This window comes from Larkinella arboricola, assembly GCF_003259745.1.
In the GTDB taxonomy this organism is placed as follows: domain Bacteria; phylum Bacteroidota; class Bacteroidia; order Cytophagales; family Spirosomataceae; genus Larkinella; species Larkinella arboricola.
In genome coordinates this window covers 39,659-61,248 of sequence record NZ_QLMC01000007.1, presented here as the reverse complement: position 1 = coordinate 61,248, position 21,590 = coordinate 39,659, and the positions used below count along the sequence as shown (strand labels likewise).

Annotated in this window: 23 protein-coding genes; 12 read left to right on the top strand and 11 right to left on the bottom strand. The window is 53.3% G+C overall.

The window, feature by feature from the left end:
- Window positions 1–55: 55 nt before the first annotated feature.
- From LX87_RS24070 to LX87_RS24055, 4 genes are all read right to left on the bottom strand, one after another.
- A complete protein-coding gene (locus tag LX87_RS24070; protein WP_111630860.1) occupies window positions 56–1,033 on the bottom strand; it encodes an NAD-dependent epimerase/dehydratase family protein in 978 nt (325 codons plus the stop codon).
- Window positions 1,030–1,827 carry an SDR family NAD(P)-dependent oxidoreductase gene (locus LX87_RS24065; protein WP_111630859.1) on the bottom strand — a complete coding sequence of 266 codons (798 nt, stop codon included), beginning with the start codon at window positions 1,825–1,827 and terminating at the stop codon, window positions 1,030–1,032. The genes LX87_RS24070 and LX87_RS24065 overlap by 4 nt, the downstream gene beginning before the upstream one ends.
- A 113-nt stretch (window positions 1,828–1,940) precedes the next feature.
- Window positions 1,941–2,765, bottom strand: a complete 825-nt coding sequence (locus LX87_RS24060; protein WP_111630858.1) for a sterol desaturase family protein — start codon at window positions 2,763–2,765, stop codon at window positions 1,941–1,943.
- Between the two features lie 165 nt (window positions 2,766–2,930).
- Window positions 2,931–3,710 carry an SRPBCC family protein gene (locus LX87_RS24055; RefSeq protein ID WP_111630857.1) on the bottom strand — a complete coding sequence of 260 codons (780 nt, stop codon included), beginning with the start codon at window positions 3,708–3,710 and terminating at the stop codon, window positions 2,931–2,933.
- A 223-nt stretch (window positions 3,711–3,933) separates the two neighbouring features.
- Here LX87_RS24055 and LX87_RS24050 point away from each other — a divergent pair, with 223 nt between their 5' ends.
- From LX87_RS24050 to LX87_RS24030, 5 genes are all read left to right on the top strand, one after another.
- Entirely contained in the window at window positions 3,934–4,050 is a 117-nt protein-coding gene (locus tag LX87_RS24050) for a 30S ribosomal protein THX (RefSeq protein WP_111630856.1), read from the top strand.
- A gap of 186 nt (window positions 4,051–4,236) precedes the next feature.
- Entirely contained in the window at window positions 4,237–4,491 is a 255-nt protein-coding gene (locus LX87_RS24045) for a hypothetical protein (protein WP_111630855.1), read from the top strand.
- Window positions 4,488–4,925: a hypothetical protein gene (locus LX87_RS24040; RefSeq protein ID WP_111630854.1), complete on the top strand. Its 438-nt coding sequence runs from the start codon at window positions 4,488–4,490 to the stop codon at window positions 4,923–4,925. Before LX87_RS24045 ends, LX87_RS24040 begins: the two co-directional genes overlap by 4 nt.
- 58 nt (window positions 4,926–4,983) lie before the next feature.
- A complete protein-coding gene (locus LX87_RS24035; protein ID WP_111630853.1) occupies window positions 4,984–6,957 on the top strand; it encodes a tetratricopeptide repeat protein in 1,974 nt (657 codons plus the stop codon).
- A 108-nt stretch (window positions 6,958–7,065) separates the two neighbouring features.
- Window positions 7,066–7,635 carry a pyridoxamine 5'-phosphate oxidase family protein gene (locus tag LX87_RS24030; RefSeq protein ID WP_111630852.1) on the top strand — a complete coding sequence of 190 codons (570 nt, stop codon included), beginning with the start codon at window positions 7,066–7,068 and terminating at the stop codon, window positions 7,633–7,635.
- A 3-nt stretch (window positions 7,636–7,638) separates the two neighbouring features.
- Here LX87_RS24030 and LX87_RS24025 read toward each other — a convergent pair whose 3' ends face one another.
- The 4 genes from LX87_RS24025 to LX87_RS24010 form a co-directional block, all read right to left on the bottom strand.
- The gene (locus LX87_RS24025) at window positions 7,639–8,826 is read right to left on the bottom strand and encodes a T9SS type B sorting domain-containing protein (RefSeq protein WP_111630851.1); all 1,188 of its coding nucleotides are present in this window, start codon (window positions 8,824–8,826) and stop codon (window positions 7,639–7,641) included.
- A 24-nt stretch (window positions 8,827–8,850) separates the two neighbouring features.
- Entirely contained in the window at window positions 8,851–9,942 is a 1,092-nt protein-coding gene (locus LX87_RS24020) for a Gfo/Idh/MocA family protein (RefSeq protein ID WP_111630850.1), read from the bottom strand.
- Between the two features lie 120 nt (window positions 9,943–10,062).
- The gene (locus LX87_RS24015) at window positions 10,063–10,689 is read right to left on the bottom strand and encodes a gluconate 2-dehydrogenase subunit 3 family protein (protein ID WP_111630849.1); all 627 of its coding nucleotides are present in this window, start codon (window positions 10,687–10,689) and stop codon (window positions 10,063–10,065) included.
- A gap of 100 nt (window positions 10,690–10,789) precedes the next feature.
- Complete coding sequence (locus LX87_RS24010; RefSeq protein WP_111630848.1) at window positions 10,790–12,532, bottom strand: GMC oxidoreductase; 1,743 nt, start codon at window positions 12,530–12,532, stop codon at window positions 10,790–10,792.
- A gap of 404 nt (window positions 12,533–12,936) precedes the next feature.
- Between LX87_RS24010 and LX87_RS24005 the strand changes: the two genes are divergently transcribed.
- Window positions 12,937–13,893, top strand: coding sequence for an L-threonylcarbamoyladenylate synthase (locus LX87_RS24005; protein WP_111631039.1), 957 nt, complete (start codon window positions 12,937–12,939; stop codon window positions 13,891–13,893).
- Window positions 13,894–13,935: 42 nt separating this feature from the next.
- Here LX87_RS24005 and LX87_RS24000 read toward each other — a convergent pair whose 3' ends face one another.
- Entirely contained in the window at window positions 13,936–15,897 is a 1,962-nt protein-coding gene (locus LX87_RS24000) for a M56 family metallopeptidase (protein WP_111630847.1), read from the bottom strand.
- Window positions 15,894–16,277 (bottom strand): BlaI/MecI/CopY family transcriptional regulator, encoded by a 384-nt coding sequence (locus tag LX87_RS23995; RefSeq protein ID WP_111630846.1) that lies wholly within the window; start codon window positions 16,275–16,277, stop codon window positions 15,894–15,896. Before LX87_RS23995 ends, LX87_RS24000 begins: the two co-directional genes overlap by 4 nt.
- Window positions 16,278–16,502: 225 nt before the next feature.
- Here LX87_RS23995 and LX87_RS23990 point away from each other — a divergent pair, with 225 nt between their 5' ends.
- The gene (locus LX87_RS23990) at window positions 16,503–17,972 is read left to right on the top strand and encodes a leucine-rich repeat domain-containing protein (RefSeq protein ID WP_111630845.1); all 1,470 of its coding nucleotides are present in this window, start codon (window positions 16,503–16,505) and stop codon (window positions 17,970–17,972) included.
- An 80-nt stretch (window positions 17,973–18,052) separates the two neighbouring features.
- On the opposite strand, the gene LX87_RS23985 is transcribed toward LX87_RS23990, so the two are convergent.
- Window positions 18,053–18,592 (bottom strand): acyl-CoA thioesterase, encoded by a 540-nt coding sequence (locus tag LX87_RS23985; RefSeq protein WP_111630844.1) that lies wholly within the window; start codon window positions 18,590–18,592, stop codon window positions 18,053–18,055.
- A 153-nt stretch (window positions 18,593–18,745) separates the two neighbouring features.
- Here LX87_RS23985 and LX87_RS23980 point away from each other — a divergent pair, with 153 nt between their 5' ends.
- The 5 genes from LX87_RS23980 (at window position 18,746) to LX87_RS23960 (ending at window position 21,574) form a co-directional block, all read left to right on the top strand.
- Entirely contained in the window at window positions 18,746–19,216 is a 471-nt protein-coding gene (locus LX87_RS23980; protein ID WP_111630843.1) for a DUF2147 domain-containing protein, read from the top strand.
- Window positions 19,217–19,323: 107 nt separating this feature from the next.
- On the top strand, window positions 19,324–19,509 hold the full coding sequence (locus LX87_RS23975) for a CsbD family protein (RefSeq protein WP_111630842.1): 186 nt from the start codon (window positions 19,324–19,326) through the stop codon (window positions 19,507–19,509).
- Between the two features lie 418 nt (window positions 19,510–19,927).
- Entirely contained in the window at window positions 19,928–20,305 is a 378-nt protein-coding gene (locus LX87_RS23970) for a hypothetical protein (protein WP_111630841.1), read from the top strand.
- A 46-nt stretch (window positions 20,306–20,351) separates the two neighbouring features.
- Window positions 20,352–20,537 carry a hypothetical protein gene (locus LX87_RS23965; protein WP_111630840.1) on the top strand — a complete coding sequence of 62 codons (186 nt, stop codon included), beginning with the start codon at window positions 20,352–20,354 and terminating at the stop codon, window positions 20,535–20,537.
- Between the two features lie 122 nt (window positions 20,538–20,659).
- Window positions 20,660–21,574 (top strand): EamA family transporter, encoded by a 915-nt coding sequence (locus LX87_RS23960; RefSeq protein WP_111630839.1) that lies wholly within the window; start codon window positions 20,660–20,662, stop codon window positions 21,572–21,574.
- The last annotated feature ends 16 nt before the right edge of the window (window positions 21,575–21,590 follow it).

Here is a 21,590-nt window from a genome sequence, read left to right as displayed (position 1 = left end):
CGGGGAATATGGTTGGGCTGGAACGGCGAGCCGACGTTATTCATCCGTTGTTCCGTTACGCACCAAACCACTGCATAGCCTCCTCAATTGCCCGGCTAACCGGCGATGCGGGCATCTTCAACTCGCTTCGGGCTTTTTCACCGGAATAATAATTTTCCTGGGTTACTAGCGTTGCGTTAATCCGGTTCATGGGAAACCCACGCCGAAATACCCGCTCCCCAAACGAACCCAGCCCACCCGCCATCTGAATCAACGGTACGGGCATCCGGAACAGGCTTTTTTTCCGCCCGGACAACTGAGCCAGCAATGGAAAAAAACGGTCATACGGTATGTTTTCACTCGCCAGCAAATAGCTCTCCCCCGTCCGGCCCATTCGCAACGCATTGACCGTCGCCCGGGCGGCATCGCGGACATCGACAAAGCTTTTGCCACCCCCGCCCGGATAAAAAACGGCCCGGTTTTGCAACACATACCGGATCACCGCCCCGGAACTTGGTTTGAAGTCGTACGGCCCCAGCATAAACGTCGGATTAACCACAACGGCATCAACGCCCTGCTGAACGGCAGATACTATACGTTGCTGCGCTTCGTACTTGCTTGCAATGTAGCCCGACGCCATCAGGTTAAAAGCATACGGACTTTCTTCAGTAGCCGGATTGGTCAACGTGCCAGGCCGGAAAACGGAAGCCGTGCTGACATACACCAGCCGAACGCCTTCTTTTTTCCGGACAATTTCCAGAAGACGCTCCGTACTGCCCACATTGACGTCGTAATAAGCCGCCAGATCGGTCGGGTACGGGTCCGTTCGGGCGGCCGCGTGGATAACAGCCTGGCAATCGTCCACCGCTTTTTCCAGATCAGCCCGTTCGGTGATGGCGGCTTTCACCCACTCCACTTCGGTAAACCAGGGCAGCTTATCCATTTGCCGGGGAAACGAACGGTATACGGCCTTGACATCGTACCCCTGCCGGAGCAACTCCCCGGCTACATGAACGCCCAACAGGCCGGTGGCACCAGTTAACAGGACTTTCATACGGTGGTGGACGTGAGTTCTTTCCGAAGCATGGATACCATCAGCGGCTGACGCCACGACCACGGAATCCAGCGCGTCATCCAGTAGCCAACCTTGTTGGTCCAGCCCGGAATAATGACCGGTTGCCCCTGCTGCACCCGCTCAAGAGCCGTTCGGGCAATCAGGTCGAGCGGCACGGTCGCCATTCGGCCCAGCCGACCGTGTTTACGCAGCCGGGCCTGGTTTTCGGGCGAGTGCGGCATCGGGCCGGGATGTACCACGCTGACCTGTACCCCCAGTGCGCTGAGTTCGGCCCGCAAACCAAGCGAAAAGGAATAAATAAACGCCTTGGAAGCTGGATAAACGGTTTTGTACGGTATCGGCGAAAAGGCCGCCATGCTCGACACATTCAGAATATACGACTGCGGAAATCGGGTCAGAAACGGCAGAACCAGACGGGTCAGCAGCGAAGTTCCGATAATGTTCAGTTGAAGAATGCGCTCGATGCGTTCGGTATCGGCCTGATCGAACGCCTGTGAACCACCGATGCCCGCGTTGTTGATCAGGTAAAAAATCTCGAACCGGGAAACCCGAAGCCAGGCCACCAATGCCTCTATATTGGGACGCTGGCACAGGTCCGTTTCGTAGTATGACACGCTTACGTTGCAGGTCATCCGAATGTGTTGCGCCAGGATTTCCAGATTTTCGTGGGGTAAGGCCACCAGAATCAGGTGGTGCCCCTGCCGGGCCAGTTCGAGGGCAAATGCTTTTCCTAAACCGGCGCTGGCTCCGGTAATCAGCACGTATTTTTTCATGATAAAAGAGACTTATGGATAGACTGCCGCTCAATACATAAGATGCATCAAGTCGCTAAAAAGTTGCCTGGACGAGATTGGTTTTCAGAGGGATAACAAACATAAACCCGCTTTCAGGGCGGACCAAAAAGAATGACCCAGACGGCCCGGACGGAACGAGCCCGGCGCAAATCCCGCCAGATGTCGGCCCAGACGTGAAAGTTCAGGTACACGGGATTGAAGGATTCAACCGGTTTGGTTAAGCCGTAGACCGGTTTTTCGTCCTCGATCTGAAAGGTGCCGAACAGCCGGTCCCAGATGATGAGCGACGAGCCGAAGTTTTTGTCGATGTAGCGGTCGTTGCTGCCGTGGTGAACCCGGTGGTGCGAAGGGGTCACGAAGAAAAACTCAAACCAGAGCGGCAGCTTGCCAATCATTTCGGTATGAATCCAGAACTGGTACAGCAAATTGATCTGGTAGCAGGTCAGCAGCACCACCGGGTTGATGCCCGACGCCCAGGCCGGAATAAAGAAAACCAGCTTCAGATGCTGCGTCCACGAATTACGGAAAGCCGTCGAAAAATTGAGGTGCTCCGAGGAATGGTGCGTAACGTGGGTGGCCCACCAGACGCGCTGCTTGTGCGCCGTAAAGTGAGCCGAATAATTACAGAAATCGATGATCAGATACGCCAGCAGCCAGGCCCCCCACCCCGTCGGAATCCGCCAGGGAATGATTTTGTAGAAAAACAGGGCCATCCCGAAAACGCTGGTTTTCAGCAGACCGTTGATGATCAAACTACCGGCTCCAATGCCCACCGACGACCAGAAATCCCGGCTTTCGTACCGGTGTTCTTCATCGTGGCGGTTCAACCAGAACTCCAGCAGCACGGAACCGAAAATGACCGGAGCCGCATAGGCCGTCAGCGGGAGTAACTCCCGTTCCAATTGTTGCAAGTCCATTAGTGCGTTGTTTACTGTTCGCCCTAATGACAGCCATGCGCCGGATTACCCCTATCATATGAAGAAAAAAATGAACAATAAATAATGAACGGCAAAAAACAACCGCACAAACCCTCTATCTATCAGACCATTACCCCCTCACCATTTATTGTTCATTTTTCGGTCTTACAGCTGTGCGGTCTCGGAAGAAAATGCCTGAACCGTAGTTTGTTCGCCTTTTTCAATTACTTCCTTAAACCGTCGCAGGTCCTGCTCAATCAGTTGAGAAAAAGCCGGGTTAAAGAGCTTCATGATGGCCCCACCGAGGTGACCAACGGGCGGACGGTAGCGGATGGTTGCGTGAATCTGGGTTCCGAAGCCGTCGGGCGAATCCGTAAACCGAACTTCCCCCGCATTGTCGATGCTGGCTCCTTCCACGGATTTCCAGACCAGCCGTTCGTTGGCCGTTTCGTGAATGATCTGGGCATCCCAGGCCACCGAGCCCACGGTTTCGGCCACCTTGCCCTCACCGAGTTGCGCAATCCAGTGCGAATGCGTCGAATCCAGCTGCCGGACTTCTTTCAGGTGCGACATAAACAGGGGCAGGTTTTCGAGTTTCCGCCAGAACTGGTACACTTCTTCACGCGGTTTGTACACCGTCAGACTGGTCGAAATTTCGATGGGCTGAATCGGTCCGGCCTGTTCGCCGGCGGTATTGCGGCCAATTCGCTCGCTAACGGGACAATGGCCGGACATTCCGCGGTAAGCCAGATAGCCACCCGCAGCCGCCAGCAGAATACCGCCAATGGAAGCCCGTTTCAGGCCATATGTCAGCAACAAACCGCCAGCAACGGTCGACCAAACGCGTTCTTCTTCACCGACGTTAATCTGGCTGGACCCGCTTACTTCCGGTTCAAGCTGCCCGATTCCGGAAGTTGCCGAAAACGCTGTTTTATTACGTGTCATACGTTTAGTTTTTAACAGTTGTTTGTAGGCTAACTCAATTCTCCGGCAGATGTTTAGAAGTTGGATTCTGGCTGGCTGTAAATCAGGCGAAAGCACACGTCAACCGACCAATGGGCGCGGCAACGGCTTTGATTATTTCGATTTAATGATTAACTATGATTTCTAATTGGTAAGTACCCGTTAATGGGGATCTGTTTCATCTGTAAAACTAATCTTTCTGATCATGGGAAAAGGAGATGTCAAAACCAAACGCGGCAAAATATGGCGCGGTTCCTACGGAAAAAAACGTCCGAAACCAACGAACTCACCCGGAAAACCAGCTCAACCGGTGAAAGAATAAACAACCACCTTTCGCCCAAAAAGCCCCGCCCGAAGCGGGGCTTTTTAATTGCCAGTTTTACCCCCGAAGAAATACGCTTCCAGCCGTAAATCTACCCAGCCACCAAAATGCGTAGTCCTGCTCTACCGCCTAACACCAGCAGTAGCTACCTTTGAATCAGTCTATTACCTTAACTTTATCTACATCATGGATCTAAAACCAGAAACCTCTGCCGCTCATTTCGTGGCCGCGCTGGAGGGCGTTGAACTATCCCGGGAGCAACACGAACGCATCGCATCCGGTATTCAGGAAGTGGTTATGAAAGAGCTTGCCAGCATTGACCTTAACGGGGATCTGGCCTTCGCCAAACGGTTTAAAATCGACAGGCTTAAAATTCGGCCCGGCGACTTGATCAACGGCATTCGTCTCAAACTGGTCCGGGAGGGGCTTTTTCAGCAATGACACCGTCTGAACAGCGGCAACCGGGCAAGGAAGACTCGCTTCTTTGCCCGAGTTACCTCGCCAAACCGGGGGCGCAGTTGTTTGGCCTTGTCAACGCCGAGGGCCGGATTTCGTACCTGCGGCACCCCATCACCATCGATGCCACTTTTGTGCAAGCTGCCCGCGCGGGTCGCCCGGCAGAAGAACGCTTTCGGTTTGCCGGGAAATGCATCCAGAACGGTTGCCATCAATGGAGCGATGCCAAACAAGCCTGCGCACTGGTGGACCGACTGATTGACCAAATGGAAAAAACGGCCGAAGCGTCCCTGCCCGCCTGCCCGATTCGGAGCCGGTGCCGGTGGTTCCGTCAGCGGGGTCAGACGGCCTGTGCGCAGTGCGATGAGGTAATCCGCCACAAAGAAATCACGTTTATCGACGCGCTGTCTGCCCCGTAGCGGGACTTTCGCCCGGTGGTCCGCCTTTTACGGAAATTTTCCGTACTTTGGATTCACTATGGCAAAGCAAAAACCCGTTGGGTCGCGCCCGGCTTCCCGCCCGGCGACCCCTTCCCCGCCCGCCCGGCAGCCGGTGGTTGCTATTCCGGCCCGCTCCTCCACACCCGACCATCAAACCGCTGGTTCTGACCGCTTGCGGGTGCGCATTCCGGTCTGGCTGCCCGCCGTGCTGCTGGCCGTGCTGATCGCGTTTTCGTTTGGCTTCGGCAACGGCTTTGTTGACTGGGACGATTCAGAATACGTTTTCGGCAATCCCTACGTGCTCGAACCAACCGCCGACCACGTACGAACGCTGCTCCAGTCGGTGGTTGCGCTCAACTACCACCCGCTGACGATGGTATCGCTGGCGGCCAACTCCGCCCTTTCTGGACCGGGAGCCACTTCCTTTATCGTTACCAATACCGTTATTCACCTGCTCAACACGCTGCTGGTATTTTCTCTGGCTTACCAGTTAAGTCGAAAAAACGGGTGGGTTGGCCTTTTCGTAGCGGCTTTGTGGGGCCTGCATCCGATGCACGTCGAGTCGGTTATCTGGGTTTCGGAACGTAAAGATGTGCTATATACCTTCTTTTTTCTGTCGGCCTGCCTGACCTATCTCCGCTATCGGAAATCAGGCGCATTCAGCTGGTTTGCTTTAACCTTTATATTGTTTGTACTATCATGTTTATCCAAAGCTATGGCTGTGGTGCTGCCGCTGGTCCTGTTGCTGATCGATTACTGGCAAGCCGGTGATCAGGGAATCCGGAAAATGACGAAACCATCGGTTTGGCTCGAAAAAATACCGTTTTTACTGGTAGCGGTTTGGGTCGGTCTGATCGCTACGGATGTACAGGCCGGGGGTGATTTCCACGGTTGGCTGATTCGGATTGCGGAGAAGAAAGATGCTGTCGGTCAGGAACCGTTTGCGGCCCGGTGGCTGGTGTACGGCAGCTACGGTTTTCTGATGTATCTGGTCAGGCTGGTGGCTCCGTTCCGTCTGTCGGCGTTTTACCCCTATCCCGAAAACGTCCGGAATATCGAACCACACCATTGGCTGGGGCCGGTGGTGTTTGTACTGGTGGTCGGTTACGCCCTTTGGCAACTGGTTTCCGCCAAAACCGAACGGCAGCGGCTGGTAGCGTTTGGCATCGGTTTCTTTCTGATTACGATTCTGCTGGTGTTGCAGTTCATGACCGTCGGGGCCGCCATCATGGCCGACCGCTACAGCTATCTCTCCTATTTTGGCCTGATCTTTATGGTCGTATACGGCTTTTACCTGCTGACTCATCAGTCGCCTTCGCACCTGCGTCTGGCAACAATTGGCCTGGGACTCTTTGCGGTTTTGTGCTTTTACCGAACCACTCAGCAGGTGCAGGTCTGGAAAAACACCGAAACGCTCTGGACCCACGCCCTGCAATTTTATCCCGACAACGACCAGATGCGCGAAGGATTGGGGGATTATTACGGCAAGCAGAACCGCATCGACGAAGCCCTGCAACAGTTTCAGGCAGCCGTGGCTAACGGAAGCAGCCGGTATCATTGCTACGAAGGTCTGGGCAATGCCTACGGTTTGAAAAATGAATTTGCAAAGGCCCTCGAAATGTATGGTCAGGCCATCCGGCTGGATTCAAGCAAGAGTGATGTGTATTACAACCGCGGACTGACCTATAACAAGGTTGGCCGGTTTGAGGACGCTCTGCGGGATTTTAACCAGGCCCTCGCGCTGGCTCCCGGGAAAGATACGCTGGTGCTGACGGCTCGCGGTTTTTCGTACCTGCAACTCAAACAATACGCGGCATCCCTGGCCGATTACGAACGGTATCTGCGCTACAAACCCACTGATCCGACGGCTTTGCACAACCGGGGTGTCAACCGGTTTTACCTCGGCGACCGGGCCGGGGCGCTGGCCGACATTCGCCGGGCGGTACTCTTAAAGCCTGATTACGAAGAAGCCAGAAACAACCTCCGACAACTCGAGCAGGTCGGCCAATAAAGTACCTTTAAGCCCTGCGGACTGGCAGCCGGGCTTGCTTTGATACCGCCCAATGAATTGTATTTTTGGTATCTTTAGCGCAGTTTCCGGCCAATATCTTTACGCATTATGGGTAAATTTCACGATTCCATTAAGCCCGCCCACCAGGCTTTTATTGAGAAACAGCACATCTTTTTTGTCAGTACCGCACCCCTGAGTGCCGACGGACACATCAATCTGTCGCCCAAAGGACTGGATTGCTTCCGGTTTCTGGATGAAAACAAAGTGGGGTATATGGATCTGATCAGCAGCGGCAACGAAACCTCCGCGCATACGCTCGAAAATGGTCGTATCACCATCATGTTCTGTTCCTTTGAAGGTGCTCCCCTGATTCTTCGCCTGTACGGTAAGGGACACGCCGTGTTACCGGATACGGAAGAGTGGGCGCGCTATGCACCCAGGTTTACAATCTACCCCAGCACCCGTCAGCTTATCGTCGCCGACATCGATCTGGTCCAGACCTCCTGCGGTTTTGGCGTCCCCCTATTCGATTACGTCGGCGAACGCGATATTCATTTTGACTGGGCCGGGAAAAAAGGAGAAGCCGGGCTTCAGGATTACATGGAGGAAAAGAACCTCGTCAGCCTCGATGGTTTACTGACGGACCTTGGGCTGGCCAAAGATCACCAAACGTCCTGATGGCTAGTTAATCAGGATCACAGTTCCTCGTTTTTCCTGGTGGGTACCGTTCGGCTTCTGCATTTCCAGTCGGTACAAATACGCACCTGCTGGCAAAGGCTGACCGCGTTGCTGGCCGTCCCACCCTTCCCGGGCGTCTTCCGACCGAAACACGACCTCGCCCCAACGGTTGTAAACCGTCAGACGCAGACGACCACTGAGCAAGCCCTGCGGCAGCAACCGGTCGTTAATACCGTCGGCGTTGGGGCTGAACGCATCGGGCATGAAAACCGTCGAGTCGGGTTCCGGAGCCGGATCGGGCGGCCTGGGTGGGTTATAACAAACTTCGGCGGAAGGCGGTGCCTGGAGGCAGGTGTCGGCCAGTACAAGCCGGAAACAAACCGAAACCGTCGTATCAGCTTCGACCTGAAAGACGGCTTTCAACGTCTCGTCGAAACGCTCCATCCGCTGGTACGTTCCTCCCGGAGACCGTTGCTCCAGCCAAACCGGGTTGGTGCCCGGATTCGTAAACGTCAACTCAAGGCCCTTGGCGCTAACCGCCCGTATCTGATTGATAACGGGGGTGTCGGCCTTTCTGGAAGGCCGGAAACGCACTTGCGCCGTTCCCCCACAGTTTCCATACAAATGCACCCCGCGCACGGTAATGAGCCGCTGGCTGTCATCGGAGTAGGTATGCACGCCCACCGGGTTCACCCCATCAAGCTGTTCCTGCGTTCCATCGCCCCAATCAACGGCATACCAGTCATACTGATACTCAGCCGCCCTGGGAATCCTTACGGTCGCCCGGTTCAGGCAGCCCGTTATCGCCAGCTCGGGTGGCAGGGTATCGTAAACCAGCACCATGGCACAGGCCCGAAGTGGCTGCCCCCCCTGCTCGGAGTACTGCAACACACGGTATAGACCGGGCTTGGTATAGGTATAAACGGAATCGCTGGTCAGGTCTGCTTCCTGAACGGCCCCGCCCTGGTAGTTGTACACATATCGGACGTTTTTCACATCCGTCAACCCACTGGTCGCTTTAATTTTCAGGGGAAAACAGCCGATTCCGGGTGTAATCAGAAGGGAGCCCATCGACTCGCCAGGGGCCAGGATGCATACGTCGGATTGGGCGCGGCAATGAAGGGGGTTGAGGAAACAGAAAATGACGCAGAGAATACCAAAACAATACCGTACAACCCCTGCGTCACTCATTGATTTCCTTTTCTCTATGTAATACTAGGTCAATTTCACCGACTGACCGGACTTGGCCGCCCGGTAAATCGCTTCGACAATGCGGATGTCGCGCATGCCTTCTTCCCCCGGAGCAATGAGCGGTTTGTTGTTCATGATGGCTGCGGCATCGTCGTCCATCTGCATGGCCTGCTGCCGGGGCACCTCATAGGGGTGTTCAATCTTCACTCCACCGGAAGCCTCGCCCTTCTGGCCGTTATAGGCCGAATACGGTTCCATTTTCAGGAATCCCTTCTCGCCGGTAACGTGCAGAAAGTTCATGTTGATTCCAAAGCTGGTTTGCACGGCCGCCCGCGCCCCACTCGGAAAAACCAGTTGCGCCATTGTGGTTTCGTCCAGACCGTTCTTGTAGATTTCCGGTCGGGTCGTAAACTGCTGGGCCGTCACCGAAATCGGTTCTTCGCCCGTTGCCAGCCGTGCGCCCTGCAAAACGTAGACACCCATGTCGTACATGACACCCCCGCCCATTTCCTTTTTCTGCTTCCAGTGGGTGGTCCGGTTGTCATTATAGCCCGCCGAGCAACTCACCATTTTGATCTTGCCGATTTTACCGTCGCGCAGAAACTTCATCCACTCCTGCGTATTGGGTTCGTGTTGCAGCCGGTACCCAACGGCCAGCAGCCGCTTGTTCTTCCTGCAAGCATCAATCATATCCTGACATTCCTTCTCCGTAATGGCCATCGGCTTTTCGACCCAGACGTGCTTGCCCGCCTTGGCCGCCCGGATGACGTATTCGCGGTGCATCGACGGGGGCAGAACCACGTAGACCACATCAATATCCGGGTTGTCCGCAATTTTGTCGAAGGTGTCGTAGCTGTACACATTCTTTTCGGGAATGTTGTACTTCTTGATCCACTGCTCGGCTTTCGAGGGCGTTCCGGTTACAATGCCAGCCAGGTAGCAATTTTTGGTAAGTTGCAAAGCCGGAGCCAGCAGGTCCGTGCTGTAATACCCCAGGCCGACCAGCGCCACGCCCAGCCGATCTTTTTTGGGAGACTGCGCAATCGTCAATGGCGAAAACGCCAGCGACGAAGCCACCAAACCCGCCTGCTGCAAAAAAATTCGTCGGGAAGACATAATGAGTGAAAAGTTAAGAGTTAAGAGTTAAAAATTAAAAGTTAAGAATTATAAGTTAAAGCTTTACATCAATGGGTGCGCCAGCCAACTCATAACTCTTAACTCTTAATTCTTAATTGCCTACTCGTCGTAGCTCAGGTTGTACTGCTTGAGTACATCCGCCGGAACGCCTTCCCACTGGTTGGGAGTGTTACCGACGTAGCCAAGGTCTTTGATGCCGATGGGGCTGGTGAAAAAGCCGGTGGCTACAAAACCGCGCATCATGTTGAAAAAGGAAACGCCCTGCGACATGTTTGGCTTCGCTTTGGCCGGATACGCAATTTCATCGACGATTTCAATTTGCTGCGCCTTGGTGCAATCCGCAAATTTCTTTTCGAATCGCTTCACGCACACGTTGTCGAGCCAGCGAATGCCGCCCCGCATCGGCGTCTGCCACTGCGGCTGGTCTTTCATCATAAACTCGATAAACGCCGGAACACCCGCCTGCGAAGCACTCCCGGATTTGGCATCGGCCGGAATGATGATATCGCCCAGCACGGTAACGGTCCGTAGTTCGTGGGGCGTGAAAAACTTGTCGGCCTTCAGTTTGGCATCGCGCTCCGCTTCAAATTTCTGCCGACCACCGGGAATTTTCACCGGCTTAATGTCGGGCGGGACAATCGACTCCGCAGCGGCAATCTGCGGGTTCAGCCCGGCAAACCCCAAACTGCTTAAGGTAATGGCCTTGAGAGAATCTCTACGTTTCATAGTCTGAGATTTCTCCGATCACCTCTGATGTTCTCTGATCAACTCTGTGTAAGAACTATTAATCAGAGATAATCAGAGAACATCAGAGGTAATCGGAGGATTAGATGTTTTTCTGTTTGACTTGATCGATGATGTAGTCGGAGGTCCGCCAGGAGTTAGCCAGAATGGTCCAGGTAACGTTTTTGTCGCCCTGCGACGGGAAGGCCGCAGCATCGACAACGAACAGGTTTTTAACGTCGTGCGCCTGCGAGTATTTGTTCAATACCGAGGTTTTCGGGTCGTTCCCCATCCGGGCCGTTCCAATTTCGTGGATGATCTTACCGGGAGCTTCCAGGCCGTAGTTGTTTTCCGGACCGGGTTTTTTGCCCAGCGGAATACCGCCCATCGCGTGGATGATCTCCTCGAACGTATCCTGCATGTGTTTGGCCTGCTTGATCTCGGCATCCGACCACTTGTAGTTAAACCGCAGCGTCGGAATCCCGTACCGGTCAACGGTGTTTGGGTCGATTTCACAGTAGTTGCTTTCCAGCGGGACGGGTTCACCGCGACCGGCCATGCCGATGTTGGCACCGTAGAACCGGCGGAAATCGTCTTTCAGATCGGCGCCGTAGCCACCTGCTTCTTTCGGTTTGCCATCCCGACCCGGCACCATGTTGTTACGGCCTTCCATACCGAAACCGAAACCGTACATCGGCATCCCCATACCACCGCCGTACTCGATGTGATACCCGCGGGGGAAATCAAGTTTCTTGTTATCGAGCCACCACGGGGTATAGATGTGCGCACCGCCCACACCGTCTTCGTTGTAGCGTTTGCGATCCATCAGCGACGGGATAAACGCACTGCGCGAAGCGCCCGTTGAGTCATTGAGGTATTTACCCACTACACCGCTGGAGTTGGCCAGACCGTTCTGGAAACGCGGTGATTTGGAGTTCAGCAGCAGCCGGGCGGTTTCGCAGGTACTGGCGGCCAGCACAACCACTTTGCCCATCACCGCCTGTTCGGTCATCGTCAGGGTATCCACGTACGAAACGCCCGTTACCAGACCGGTTTTGGCGTCCGTCAGGACTTCCCGCGCCATGGCGTTGTTGATCAGGTTTACCCGCCCGGTTTTCACGGCCGGAATACACAATACCGACGACGACGAGAAGTCGGCATACGCCTGACACGCCCGGCCGCACTGTGCGCAGTAGAAACAGCCGCCCCGGTCGTGAATGGGCTTCGTCAGAATGGACAAGCGCGAAGGAATAACCGGAATACCGATTCCTTTGGCCGCTTTCTTAATCATCAACTCGTGCAGACGGGGTTTGGGGGGCGGCAAAAAGCGGCCATCGGGTGCATCCCGTAGTCCTTCTTTGGAGCCAAACACCCCGATCAGATCGTCTACTTTGTCGTAATACGGAGCATAATCTTCGTAGCCCAGCGGCCAGTCTTCACCAATCCCCGTCAAGCTTTTGCGTTTAAAATCATCCGGTCCGAACCGCAGTGAAATCCGGCCCCAGTGGTTGGTTCGTCCGCCGAGCATCCGGGAACGAAACCAGTGAAATTCTGTTCCTTTAGCCGCCGAATACGGTTCTCCTTCAATCTCCCATCCGCCCCAGGCCGCATCGAAATCACCAAACGCCCGGGTGGTTCCGGCTCCGCGCCGGGGCGATTCATACACCCACTTTAACTGGTTAATGTACTTTGGGTCAGCAGGGTCGAAATAGCCTCCGGCTTCCAAAAGAGCAACGTTAGCACCGGCTTTGGACAGCTGATAAGCCGCCATGCCGCCCCCGGCTCCTGAGCCAACAATGACAACGTCGTAAACCTTCGCTGCCTTTTTTATTTGTGGAACATCCATTGATTTTTGGTTTAGTGAGTAGTTCACCAAGATTGAATAGTAAAATAAGCAGTTAAAAGTAATACTGAATACGCTAATTATCCATTCTTTCGAGCAGAAAAGCTAACTTTTCTCTTCTCACTACTACGCCGAACCGGATCCGGAAGACTACCGCAGCCGGTTATCTTTTTGCTGAATCAATTGTTTTTGAACCGCCAATGCCGCCACCGATTAACCGGGTTCGTCAGCGGCATCCGTGAAAAATGAACGTGGATTTCTGCCCGAACCCGGAAAGTCTGACGTGAGGGGTCTGGTCTGGCCTTCAGATCCGAGAAGCCCGATCAGTAGGCTCAAAAAGTTTTTTGCCCCAAACGGATCCGGTACCCAATTTAAAGGAGATAACCGGAAATCCGTACCTTTGCGGCATGGTACTAGTAGGAACGGATGTTCAGAAGGCAAAGGAGTTTCTGGAACAGGGCGAGGTGATTGGCCTGCCCACCGAAACGGTGTACGGGCTAGCCGGGAATGCGCTCAATCCCGATGCCGTGCTAAAGATTTTCAAGGTAAAAAACCGCCCCTCCTTCGATCCGCTTATTGTTCATACCGACTCGCTCGACAAAGCGGAGACGTTTGTTACCGCGATTCCGGAAAAAGCCCGGCGGGTGGCCGAACGGTTCTGGCCGGGGCCTGTCACGATTCTGTTACCCAAAAAAGCCGTTATTCCCGACCTGGTTTCGTCGGGACTGGATACGGTGGCCATCCGGATTCCGAATCATCCGCTGGCACTGAAACTGTTATCGGTTCTGGACTTTCCGCTGGCGGCTCCGAGTGCCAATCCGTTCGGTTACATCAGCCCCACCACCGCCCGGCACGTGGTTCAGCAGCTGGGCGACCAGATTCCGTACGTGCTGGACGGTGGCTCCGCGCAGGTGGGAATCGAATCAACCATCATTGGCTTTAGTGACGATGGGCCCATCGTGTACCGACTGGGTGGCATGACGCTGGAAAAACTCGAAGCGGTTCTTGGAAAAGTAGCCGTACGCAGCCATTCCACCTCCAATCCGAAAGCGCCGGGGATGCTGAGCAGCCACTACGCCCCCCGCAAACCGTTATTGCTCAAAACTCCGCAGGAAATCCTGAAAACGCATAAACCGGAGCGTATTGGTGTGCTGGCTTTTGACGAACTCACGCGGCTCATTCCGCTGGAAAATCAGCAAATCCTTTCGGTAACGGGGGATCTAAACGAAGCGGCCAAAAACCTGTTTGCCGCCATGCGCGCCCTGGATGCCCTGGATGTTGACGTGATTGTAGCGGACCTGCTGCCCGAAATGGGATTGGGCCGGGCCGTCAACGACCGGCTGCGTCGGGCTGCGTTTAAATAAAAAAAGGAGGAAAAGAATACGCTCCTTTCCTCCTCTCCTGATTCAATTGTTTGTTTTGATGTGACGGCCTTTCTTGCCGGCTTTCGGAGCTTTCGGGACGTTGGGCGGAGCCGGAGCATCCGGTACGGCTTCAAGTTGGGGCGGAGTTGGTACCGCCGGAGCCGCAACCGGGGCAATGGGATCCTCAACGGTTGCCGGACCCGGCTCTGCGGGTGGCATCGGGGGCGCGGGCACGGCTGGCATATCCGCCGGGTTATCGTACCGTTTGCCGTTGTACCAATATTGCCCTTTGCCGCCTGCCGGTTTAGGAGCGCGGGCGGGCCGGGGAGACACTGCGGGCGCGGGTGCCATAACCGGGGTTGGTAGCCTTCTTTCTCTCAGCGAATCCAGTTTGCGTGCACTCTGTTCAACGGCCTTGATTAAATGAGGCATTTCCGCATTCATTTGGTTAACCGCTTCCTCCCAGAACGCTTTTATCGAATCGTCCGGCAACTGCATCCCCTTATCCTGTAGGGTCCGGAGTTTTTCCTGAAGCTGAGCCATTTTCCCCGCATTCAGTTCGTTGATCCGTTTCTGCGACTGAGCAACCTCCGCGTGGAGTTTAGCAAGCCATTGGCTTTCCGCCTGTCTAAACCGGCTTTCCAGCTGGGCTCTTTTCGGCTCAAGCTCGGCCTGCATTTTTTGCATTTCTTTTTCGGTCAGTTCAATGGCTGGTTCATGACCGTCCAGTTCCTGATACAGTTTCTCCATCTCCCTACCCAGCCGTTCCATTTCCTGAGCATGTCTCTCCACGGCCTGTTCTATGCGGGTTTGTTCAACCGGATTAATCGTATCGTTTTCAATCGCAAGAATCGGTTCGGGTTGCTGTGCTTCCTTCCTTTCCTGCGCCACAAACGGCTGGATGGCCGGGTCCGAGTGCCAGGTATTGATCGTAATCGAATCACTGGCCCGGCGGCTGGGGTGAGTGGATCGATGGCTGTGCTGACCCGCCACCAAACCCGCCAGCAAGACCAGAAACCCCGCCACCGCCAGGCCGTTTGGTCGCATTGCCGACTGCGGTTCCCGTACGCCGATGACCCGTTTCACCCGCTGTATGAATGACTGCCGGCGGGCCCCGAAGGCCATCGCCAGCGACGGGGCATCAGCTACCGACTGCCGACGTTCCTCAAGATGTACCAGCGCCTGTGCCAGACTGGTACGCTCTCCACACAACTGGATGGCGACATCATCGCAGCAGTGTTCGCGCTCTTCCCGAATCCGGGCCGATAACCACCAGATGGCCGGGTGGAAAAACAGCACAATCTCAACAAGCGACTGCACCAGATTGACCAGATAATCATACCGCCGGATGTGGGCCAGTTCGTGCGCCAGCACCGCTTCCACCTGCCGGGGCGACAAACCCGCCAGCAATCCAATGGGAATCAGTACAACGGGTTTCAGCCAGCCGATGGTCATCGGTACGGTTATTTCTGCGGATTCCATCAGCCGGACGGCACCCGAAATGCCCAACTGACGGGCCACCTGTTGCAGGTAATTCTGCCAGGCTTCGGGGACCGGACTGAGGTTTCGGCGGGTGAGCCGCTGAACAAACAACCAGCCGCCCACCAGACGGATGAGCAGCACCAGAGTCCCGCAGAGCCAGACCGTCACCAGCAGCGGTACATACTGATTCAATCGGGAAGTCAGTTCGCCCAGCCAGTCGCGGCCAGCGGGCAAGTTCATCACCAGCGTTGACTGCCCCACCAGGGCTGGCTGCTCTCCACCGATTGTCATGGTGGCCCGAACGGGTTCATAGCAGACCCAGAATGTCATTAAAAAAGTCAGAAACTGGAGCGCCAACGCACCGATGCTGATGCCGTAGCGGACGGACGCGCGTTGCGCCTGAGTCAGTCGTAAAGCCAGGGCCGTCACCGCAACGAGCAGCGTAGCCTGCCAGAGTGTATGCACCAGCGCCCAGCCCAGCGCGTTGGTGAAAGGTTCGGAAAACAAGGGAAAGGCGTTCATCGGGATTCGTTGTTTGAGGACGGATTCAGATTATTGATCAGCTTTTTTAATTCCTCCAGTTCCTGCGGAGTGGCCTTGCTGCTGCCCAGCGCCTGCATGACCAGGTTCATGGCCGACCCCCGAAAAGCCGTGTCGACGAAGCGATTGAGCAAATGCTGCTGGGTTTCCTTTTCGTCAACCAGCGCCTGATAAATGTGATAACGGCCCTCTTCGGTGCGGCTGAGCAGTCCCTTGTCGTGCATGATCTGCATGAGCTTCAGGGTGGTGGTGTAGCCCACGTCTTTTGTCTGGCTCAGGCGGTCGTTCACCTGCCGGACCGTGCTGGGGCCGCTGGCCCATAATACCTGCAAAATTTCCAGTTCAGCGTCTGTTGGTTTCATGGATTTTTGTTTACTGTTCGAACGAATGGACGATGGGGTCCGCCTATCTACGAAATAGTTCGTAACAAAGGTATACGAAACGATTCGTAGAAGTCAAGTATGATATACGAAAAATTTCGTAATAAATGTTAAAAACTAATTTGCAGCGTTTTGCACCAAAAACGGAGCCTGGCTAAAATTATTAACTATATTTAACGTTAAACACCTATAATCTACGTTGAAACAATGGGCAATCTCTTTCGAATCCTCTTTGGTGTCCTCATGGCGGGCAGTGTAACGGCCCAAACGGTTTGCCTGACCAAATCGGAACACGAGGCCACCGCTAAAAAACTGGCGAAAGAATATATCGCCGTTGAAAAGGTTATTGATCCAACTTTTGGCACAGTACCGGTGGCCACCGGGCTTCGATCGCCGGATGAATGGACGCCCGGTGAAAAGAAGCGGTTTGAACTGTATACCCAGTTTGAGAAAGATGTTAACCAGATGTTTAAAAAGGCCGGTCTGTTACAGGACACGACCTGCTACCTACTCGTCCATCTCTACGCCAGTGCAGACGGTTCGGTAGACAAAGTTTATCACGAATTTTCTACCAATTTTTCCGGCAAAGCTCCGGATAGTCTGGTCCTGATGCGGTTTAAAGAACGGATCGATCCCATACTCTGCCAGTGGTTTTCGACGTATCGGTTTCCGGTCACGGGCGACAAACCGTATCAGTATTCTTCCGGTATGGCGGTGGGCAAACAGCCCTCACGCCGGAAACTACGCCGGGGTCCGGGCATTCTGACGACCCTCGAACAGGCGGAGAAAACTACCCGGCCTGATACCGTTAAACACCTGGTTTTTAATACGCTGGAATTAACGGAAGTCCCGGAAGTGATTTACCGGTTTCCAAATCTGGAAGTACTGGATCTGAGCATCAACGGCATTCACATTATCCCCGAAAAAGTCTTTATGATTCCGAAGCTGCGTCAACTGGATGTGTCGTATAATCCGCTGAGCAGTGATGGGCTGCACGTGGCCCGCAACAAACACCTGAAAATTCTGAACATTCAGTCAACCGGCATTACCGCCGTTCCGAAAGCCGTCGCCCAAAACCGCCGACTGGAAAGCCTCTGGCTTGGTTACAACAACTTTTCGGGCGGACTGAACACCGCGCCCCTGCGCCGGATGCGTCATCTGAAAGACCTTAATTTATACCGGGCGCGGCTCAACGAGCTTCCCGGCAGCATTAGCCGCCTGAAACGTCTGGAAGTGCTCGATTTGTACTACAACAACCTGCGGGTGCTGCCCGAACGGCTTTGCCGGATGCGCCGGTTGCAGCAACTGGCCCTTTCCAACAACAAACTCAACGACTTACCCCGGCAACTGGGGCGTTTGCGGAAACTTCAGGTGCTATACACCCATCACAACTTCCTGGCTAGTCTGCCCGCCAGCCTAGAGAAACTCTATTATTTGCGAATTCTGGATATTGGTCACAACGCTTTTGGGACGGTTCCTCCGCAGGTCTTTACACTGCCATACCTGGAAGAGCTTGATATGAGCCACAACCGGCTGACCGAATTACCGGTTCAGATTAATCAACTGCACACGTTAAAAAAGCTGTTCATCCGTGGCAATCCCATCAGCGAGCAGAAAACCGTGTCGGCTAGCCTGCTTAAACAGCTTGAGGGAAATAAGACCGAAGTTTTCTATTGAAAGAGCCTTAGCCGGAAAGCGGGTTAGTGGGCGGTCTGCTCGCTAACCCGCTTTCCGGGCTTTATCAATTTTCCTTTATTTCAGTCATTCACGCCTTCGCTTCCCTCCTGCGCCAGTTGCTCTTTAATCTGGCGAATCCGGTCGTTGAAATTGAGGTTATGAAAATCAATATTTTTCATGCTGATGGCATCGAGAAAGGCCATTACTTCCGGATGGTGCGGAATCCGCTTGCCAGTCACCACGCTGACGTATTTTGACGTCATCCACAGCACGTTTTTCAGTTGCCTCCGCGAATCATCGGTCATGTAATACTCGGTGATCATGGTATCCTCATCGTAATAGATAATGCGGGACACAATCCGAATCCACTCGCTCACCATGGCCGGGCGTACATAGGCAATCTGATGCTGGTAAACCACCCAACTGGTTTTGTATTCGCGAAACAACTGGAGCGGACTGAAGTTATATTGGGTAGCTACCTGATCTTCGCGGGCATTGAAATAATAGTCGAGGTACTTCGCGTTGTTCAGGTGCTGCAACGGGTCGCAGTCCTGAAACCGGACGATGGTCCGCGACTCGGTTTCGTGCGGATAGGTGCGGTTCGGATCAAGTTTTATCATAGTATAACGGTCCTGCTGAGGCTTGCGAAATCAGACGTGCAAAAATGAGCCGAAATCCGCAAAAATGAGCCATTTCCGGACACACATTTTTTGATTATTTTTACGTTTAATACCGTACTTAATCTGGAAGTTCCATCAACATTCTAAAAAGTAATGAAACCGTTTCGTTGGCTTGCCGTACTCCTCCTGACTACCAGTGCATTAACCGCTTTCAAGCCTACTCCGCAGTACAATCCGGATGCCGTTCTGGGTACGTGGCTGAACGGGACCAAGCAGGGGCGCATTCAGATTTACAAAAAAGGGGATAAATATTTTGGCAAACTGGTCTGGCTAAAACAACCCACCGACCCGGCCACCGGTAAACCCCGCACCGACGTCAGAAACAGCGCAGCCAACCTGCGGTCGCGGCCTTTGGTTGGTCTGGATGTCATGCAGGGTTTTAATTACGACGGCGGCAAAGTGTGGGAAAACGGCATGATCTATAACCCCGAAGATGGCAAAGAATACAATTGCAAGCTGACCCTGAAAAATCCCAATACGCTTGATGTCCGGGGCTACGTGGGTATTTCGCTGCTTGGCAAAACCCAGACCTGGACCCGTGTCGATGAACACCGTACCTTATAAAAGGGCGCTGACTGGCCTCTTTTCAAACAATTCTTCGAGCCGCTGGTTATTATGGTATAATTCTCCGGAATTGTATCACTATAATTCACACAAAACACATATCAACCATGAACGAGACAACTGTAAAAGGTGGCTGGAATGAACTGAAAGGCAAAATCAAACAAGCCTACGGCGATTTGACCGACGACGACCTGACCTACGAAGAAGGCAAGGAAGACGAAATGTGGGGCAAAGTCCAGCAGAAAACCGGCAAAACAAAAGATGAAATCAACAAGGCTATTGCCGACTTGTAATCCATACTTCTCAACTGATCAACGGATTAGTATCAGAAGCCGGAAGCGACAACCTTCCGGCTTTTTTTATGACCAGAATCAACTTTTCCAGACACGCCAATTTTTTATCCGCCCACATTCCGGAACAACTGATTGGATCGGTTGTACGTAAACCGGAATGGGGGTCCGAGTTATCCGGAATATCGCTGCCTGACCTATTTACTTTTTATTTATATTTGTCTGGCAAAACAACATTGCCTGTGTAACTTACCTGACGCCCACCTACGAACCATTGGCTACAGTCTGATTCCTATTAATTTAGACAAAGCCCAAAAACACGTTGTTACTTTTTAGTGAAAGCAGCATCTAAATAAAGGTTAAACTAACGACTCAGTATCAAATTACTCATTATCAGTCGTTTAAATATCAAGTAACCTATATGATGTATAAGCGTCAAAGCCCTAATCCGATTGCTCCTTTCGAAAACTTACTGCCTCAATGGGGGGAGGCCGCCGATGAACTTTACCAAAATTTTCACTTTTTAAACTTTGTTCTACAGGAAAGCGACCGTCTACTTATTCCCGAAGAAACCGTACAGAATGTACTCAGTTTAAAAGAGGTATTGATCAATACCGTGGCGGAATTAATTCAGGATTTACCGTCAACCATCCACCGGGTTTCAAACCAAAAAAGCGAAACAGTAAGCCGGTTTAACAAACACACCGATACACTCAAAACCGTTAATGAGCAAACCAACGCCTATGTTGAACAACTACTGCACGACTATCCGTCCTTAAAAAACTGGTTTGAATCCTGATTGCGAACGAAGTGCTTCTTTCTGCTAACCCAAACTTCAGAAACGTATGAATGACGCGATGTATGTCAATGAACTGCTGCGCCAGTTGAAGACCACCAACGATCCGGCGATGTTTGATACGCTGTTTGTAATGTATATCTATCGCTATCGCCAGGTACTTGACAATACGGCCCACTTTACGATTACGGAGAAAATCCCTTTCTCACTGGAAGCCAGCACGCACTACAACTGACTTAAAATCCTATTCTAACTATTATTAAAACTAATCATTTCCATTAAAAAAATTTAAGGCTCGGCTCTGGGAATATTTCTATTTCTTTGCTGTTGTAACAGTAACAGCAAAAAGAGTGAGTTATGAATACCGTTCTGCTTAAGAAAATTCAGTCGCCCCGTTTAACGCTTTGGATGGCATTGGCTTCCGTGTATACCTTGTGGGGGTCAACCTATTTATTTATTCACTTCATGACCGAGCGGATGCCTCCGCTTTACATGGCATCGCTGCGGCTTAGTACGGCGGGGCTGATTCTGTACCTGTACGCCCGGATTAGCGGTTTGCCAGCCCCTACCCCGAAGCAATGGGTGTCGGCTGGCCTGATTGGGGTGCTGCTGCTGACCATCGCCAACGGGTGTATGTCGGTGGCACTGCAATACGTGCCGACGAGCATAGCCGCGTTGCTGGCGGCTACCGTACCGCTTTTCATTATTCTCTTTAACTGGATTAGTTTCGGCCACATCCGGCCCACCAACTTATCACTGGCCGGGTTGCTGGTTGGTCTGCTGGGCGTTTCGCTGCTGGTGCAACCGACGGGTGTAGGAGTTTCGTCCACCACCAATACCTGGCTGGGCATCGGGCTGATCATGGTTGCCAACATTTCCTGGGCGTTGGGCACGCTGCTTTCGGGCAAGTTGAGCCTGCCTTCGCAGCTGATTTCCAGCGCCGTTCAGATGCTGGTGGGCGGTGGGGTTCTTTTCCTGTTCAGTATGCTGACGGAAAACGTGACCCCGACGAGCATTGGTGATGCGCCCGTCAAAGCCATCGGGTCGCTGATTTACCTGATTATTTTCGGTTCCATCATCGGCTTTTCGTCGTTTGCCTGGCTGGCCCGCAACGCTTCTCCGCAACTGGTTTCCACGTATGCGTATGTCAATCCCGTTGTTGCCATGCTGCTGGGCTGGGCCTTCGCCGGAGAAGCCCTGACGAGTTCCTCGATTCTGGCGGCTCTGATTATTCTGACGGGGGTTGTCCTTATTACGCTGGGCCGGAAATAAGAACGGTTTTACCTCC

Bases quoted from the DNA above. Each gene is read 5' to 3' on its own strand.
- LX87_RS24070 (WP_111630860.1), bottom strand. From the start codon at position 1,033: ATGAAAGTCCTGTTAACTGGTGCCACCGGCCTGTTGGGCGTTCATGTA.
- LX87_RS24065 (WP_111630859.1), bottom strand. From the start codon at position 1,827: ATGAAAAAATACGTGCTGATTACCGGAGCCAGCGCCGGTTTAGGAAAA.
- LX87_RS24060 (WP_111630858.1), bottom strand. From the start codon at position 2,765: ATGGACTTGCAACAATTGGAACGGGAGTTACTCCCGCTGACGGCCTAT.
- LX87_RS24055 (WP_111630857.1), bottom strand. From the start codon at position 3,710: ATGACACGTAATAAAACAGCGTTTTCGGCAACTTCCGGAATCGGGCAG.
- LX87_RS24050 (WP_111630856.1), top strand. From the start codon at position 3,934: ATGGGAAAAGGAGATGTCAAAACCAAACGCGGCAAAATATGGCGCGGT.
- LX87_RS24045 (WP_111630855.1), top strand. From the start codon at position 4,237: ATGGATCTAAAACCAGAAACCTCTGCCGCTCATTTCGTGGCCGCGCTG.
- LX87_RS24040 (WP_111630854.1), top strand. From the start codon at position 4,488: ATGACACCGTCTGAACAGCGGCAACCGGGCAAGGAAGACTCGCTTCTT.
- LX87_RS24035 (WP_111630853.1), top strand. From the start codon at position 4,984: ATGGCAAAGCAAAAACCCGTTGGGTCGCGCCCGGCTTCCCGCCCGGCG.
- LX87_RS24030 (WP_111630852.1), top strand. From the start codon at position 7,066: ATGGGTAAATTTCACGATTCCATTAAGCCCGCCCACCAGGCTTTTATT.
- LX87_RS24025 (WP_111630851.1), bottom strand. From the start codon at position 8,826: ATGAGTGACGCAGGGGTTGTACGGTATTGTTTTGGTATTCTCTGCGTC.
- LX87_RS24020 (WP_111630850.1), bottom strand. From the start codon at position 9,942: ATGTCTTCCCGACGAATTTTTTTGCAGCAGGCGGGTTTGGTGGCTTCG.
- LX87_RS24015 (WP_111630849.1), bottom strand. From the start codon at position 10,689: ATGAAACGTAGAGATTCTCTCAAGGCCATTACCTTAAGCAGTTTGGGG.
- LX87_RS24010 (WP_111630848.1), bottom strand. From the start codon at position 12,532: ATGGATGTTCCACAAATAAAAAAGGCAGCGAAGGTTTACGACGTTGTC.
- LX87_RS24005 (WP_111631039.1), top strand. From the start codon at position 12,937: ATGGTACTAGTAGGAACGGATGTTCAGAAGGCAAAGGAGTTTCTGGAA.
- LX87_RS24000 (WP_111630847.1), bottom strand. From the start codon at position 15,897: ATGAACGCCTTTCCCTTGTTTTCCGAACCTTTCACCAACGCGCTGGGC.
- LX87_RS23995 (WP_111630846.1), bottom strand. From the start codon at position 16,277: ATGAAACCAACAGACGCTGAACTGGAAATTTTGCAGGTATTATGGGCC.
- LX87_RS23990 (WP_111630845.1), top strand. From the start codon at position 16,503: ATGGGCAATCTCTTTCGAATCCTCTTTGGTGTCCTCATGGCGGGCAGT.
- LX87_RS23985 (WP_111630844.1), bottom strand. From the start codon at position 18,592: ATGATAAAACTTGATCCGAACCGCACCTATCCGCACGAAACCGAGTCG.
- LX87_RS23980 (WP_111630843.1), top strand. From the start codon at position 18,746: ATGAAACCGTTTCGTTGGCTTGCCGTACTCCTCCTGACTACCAGTGCA.
- LX87_RS23975 (WP_111630842.1), top strand. From the start codon at position 19,324: ATGAACGAGACAACTGTAAAAGGTGGCTGGAATGAACTGAAAGGCAAA.
- LX87_RS23970 (WP_111630841.1), top strand. From the start codon at position 19,928: ATGATGTATAAGCGTCAAAGCCCTAATCCGATTGCTCCTTTCGAAAAC.
- LX87_RS23965 (WP_111630840.1), top strand. From the start codon at position 20,352: ATGAATGACGCGATGTATGTCAATGAACTGCTGCGCCAGTTGAAGACC.
- LX87_RS23960 (WP_111630839.1), top strand. From the start codon at position 20,660: ATGAATACCGTTCTGCTTAAGAAAATTCAGTCGCCCCGTTTAACGCTT.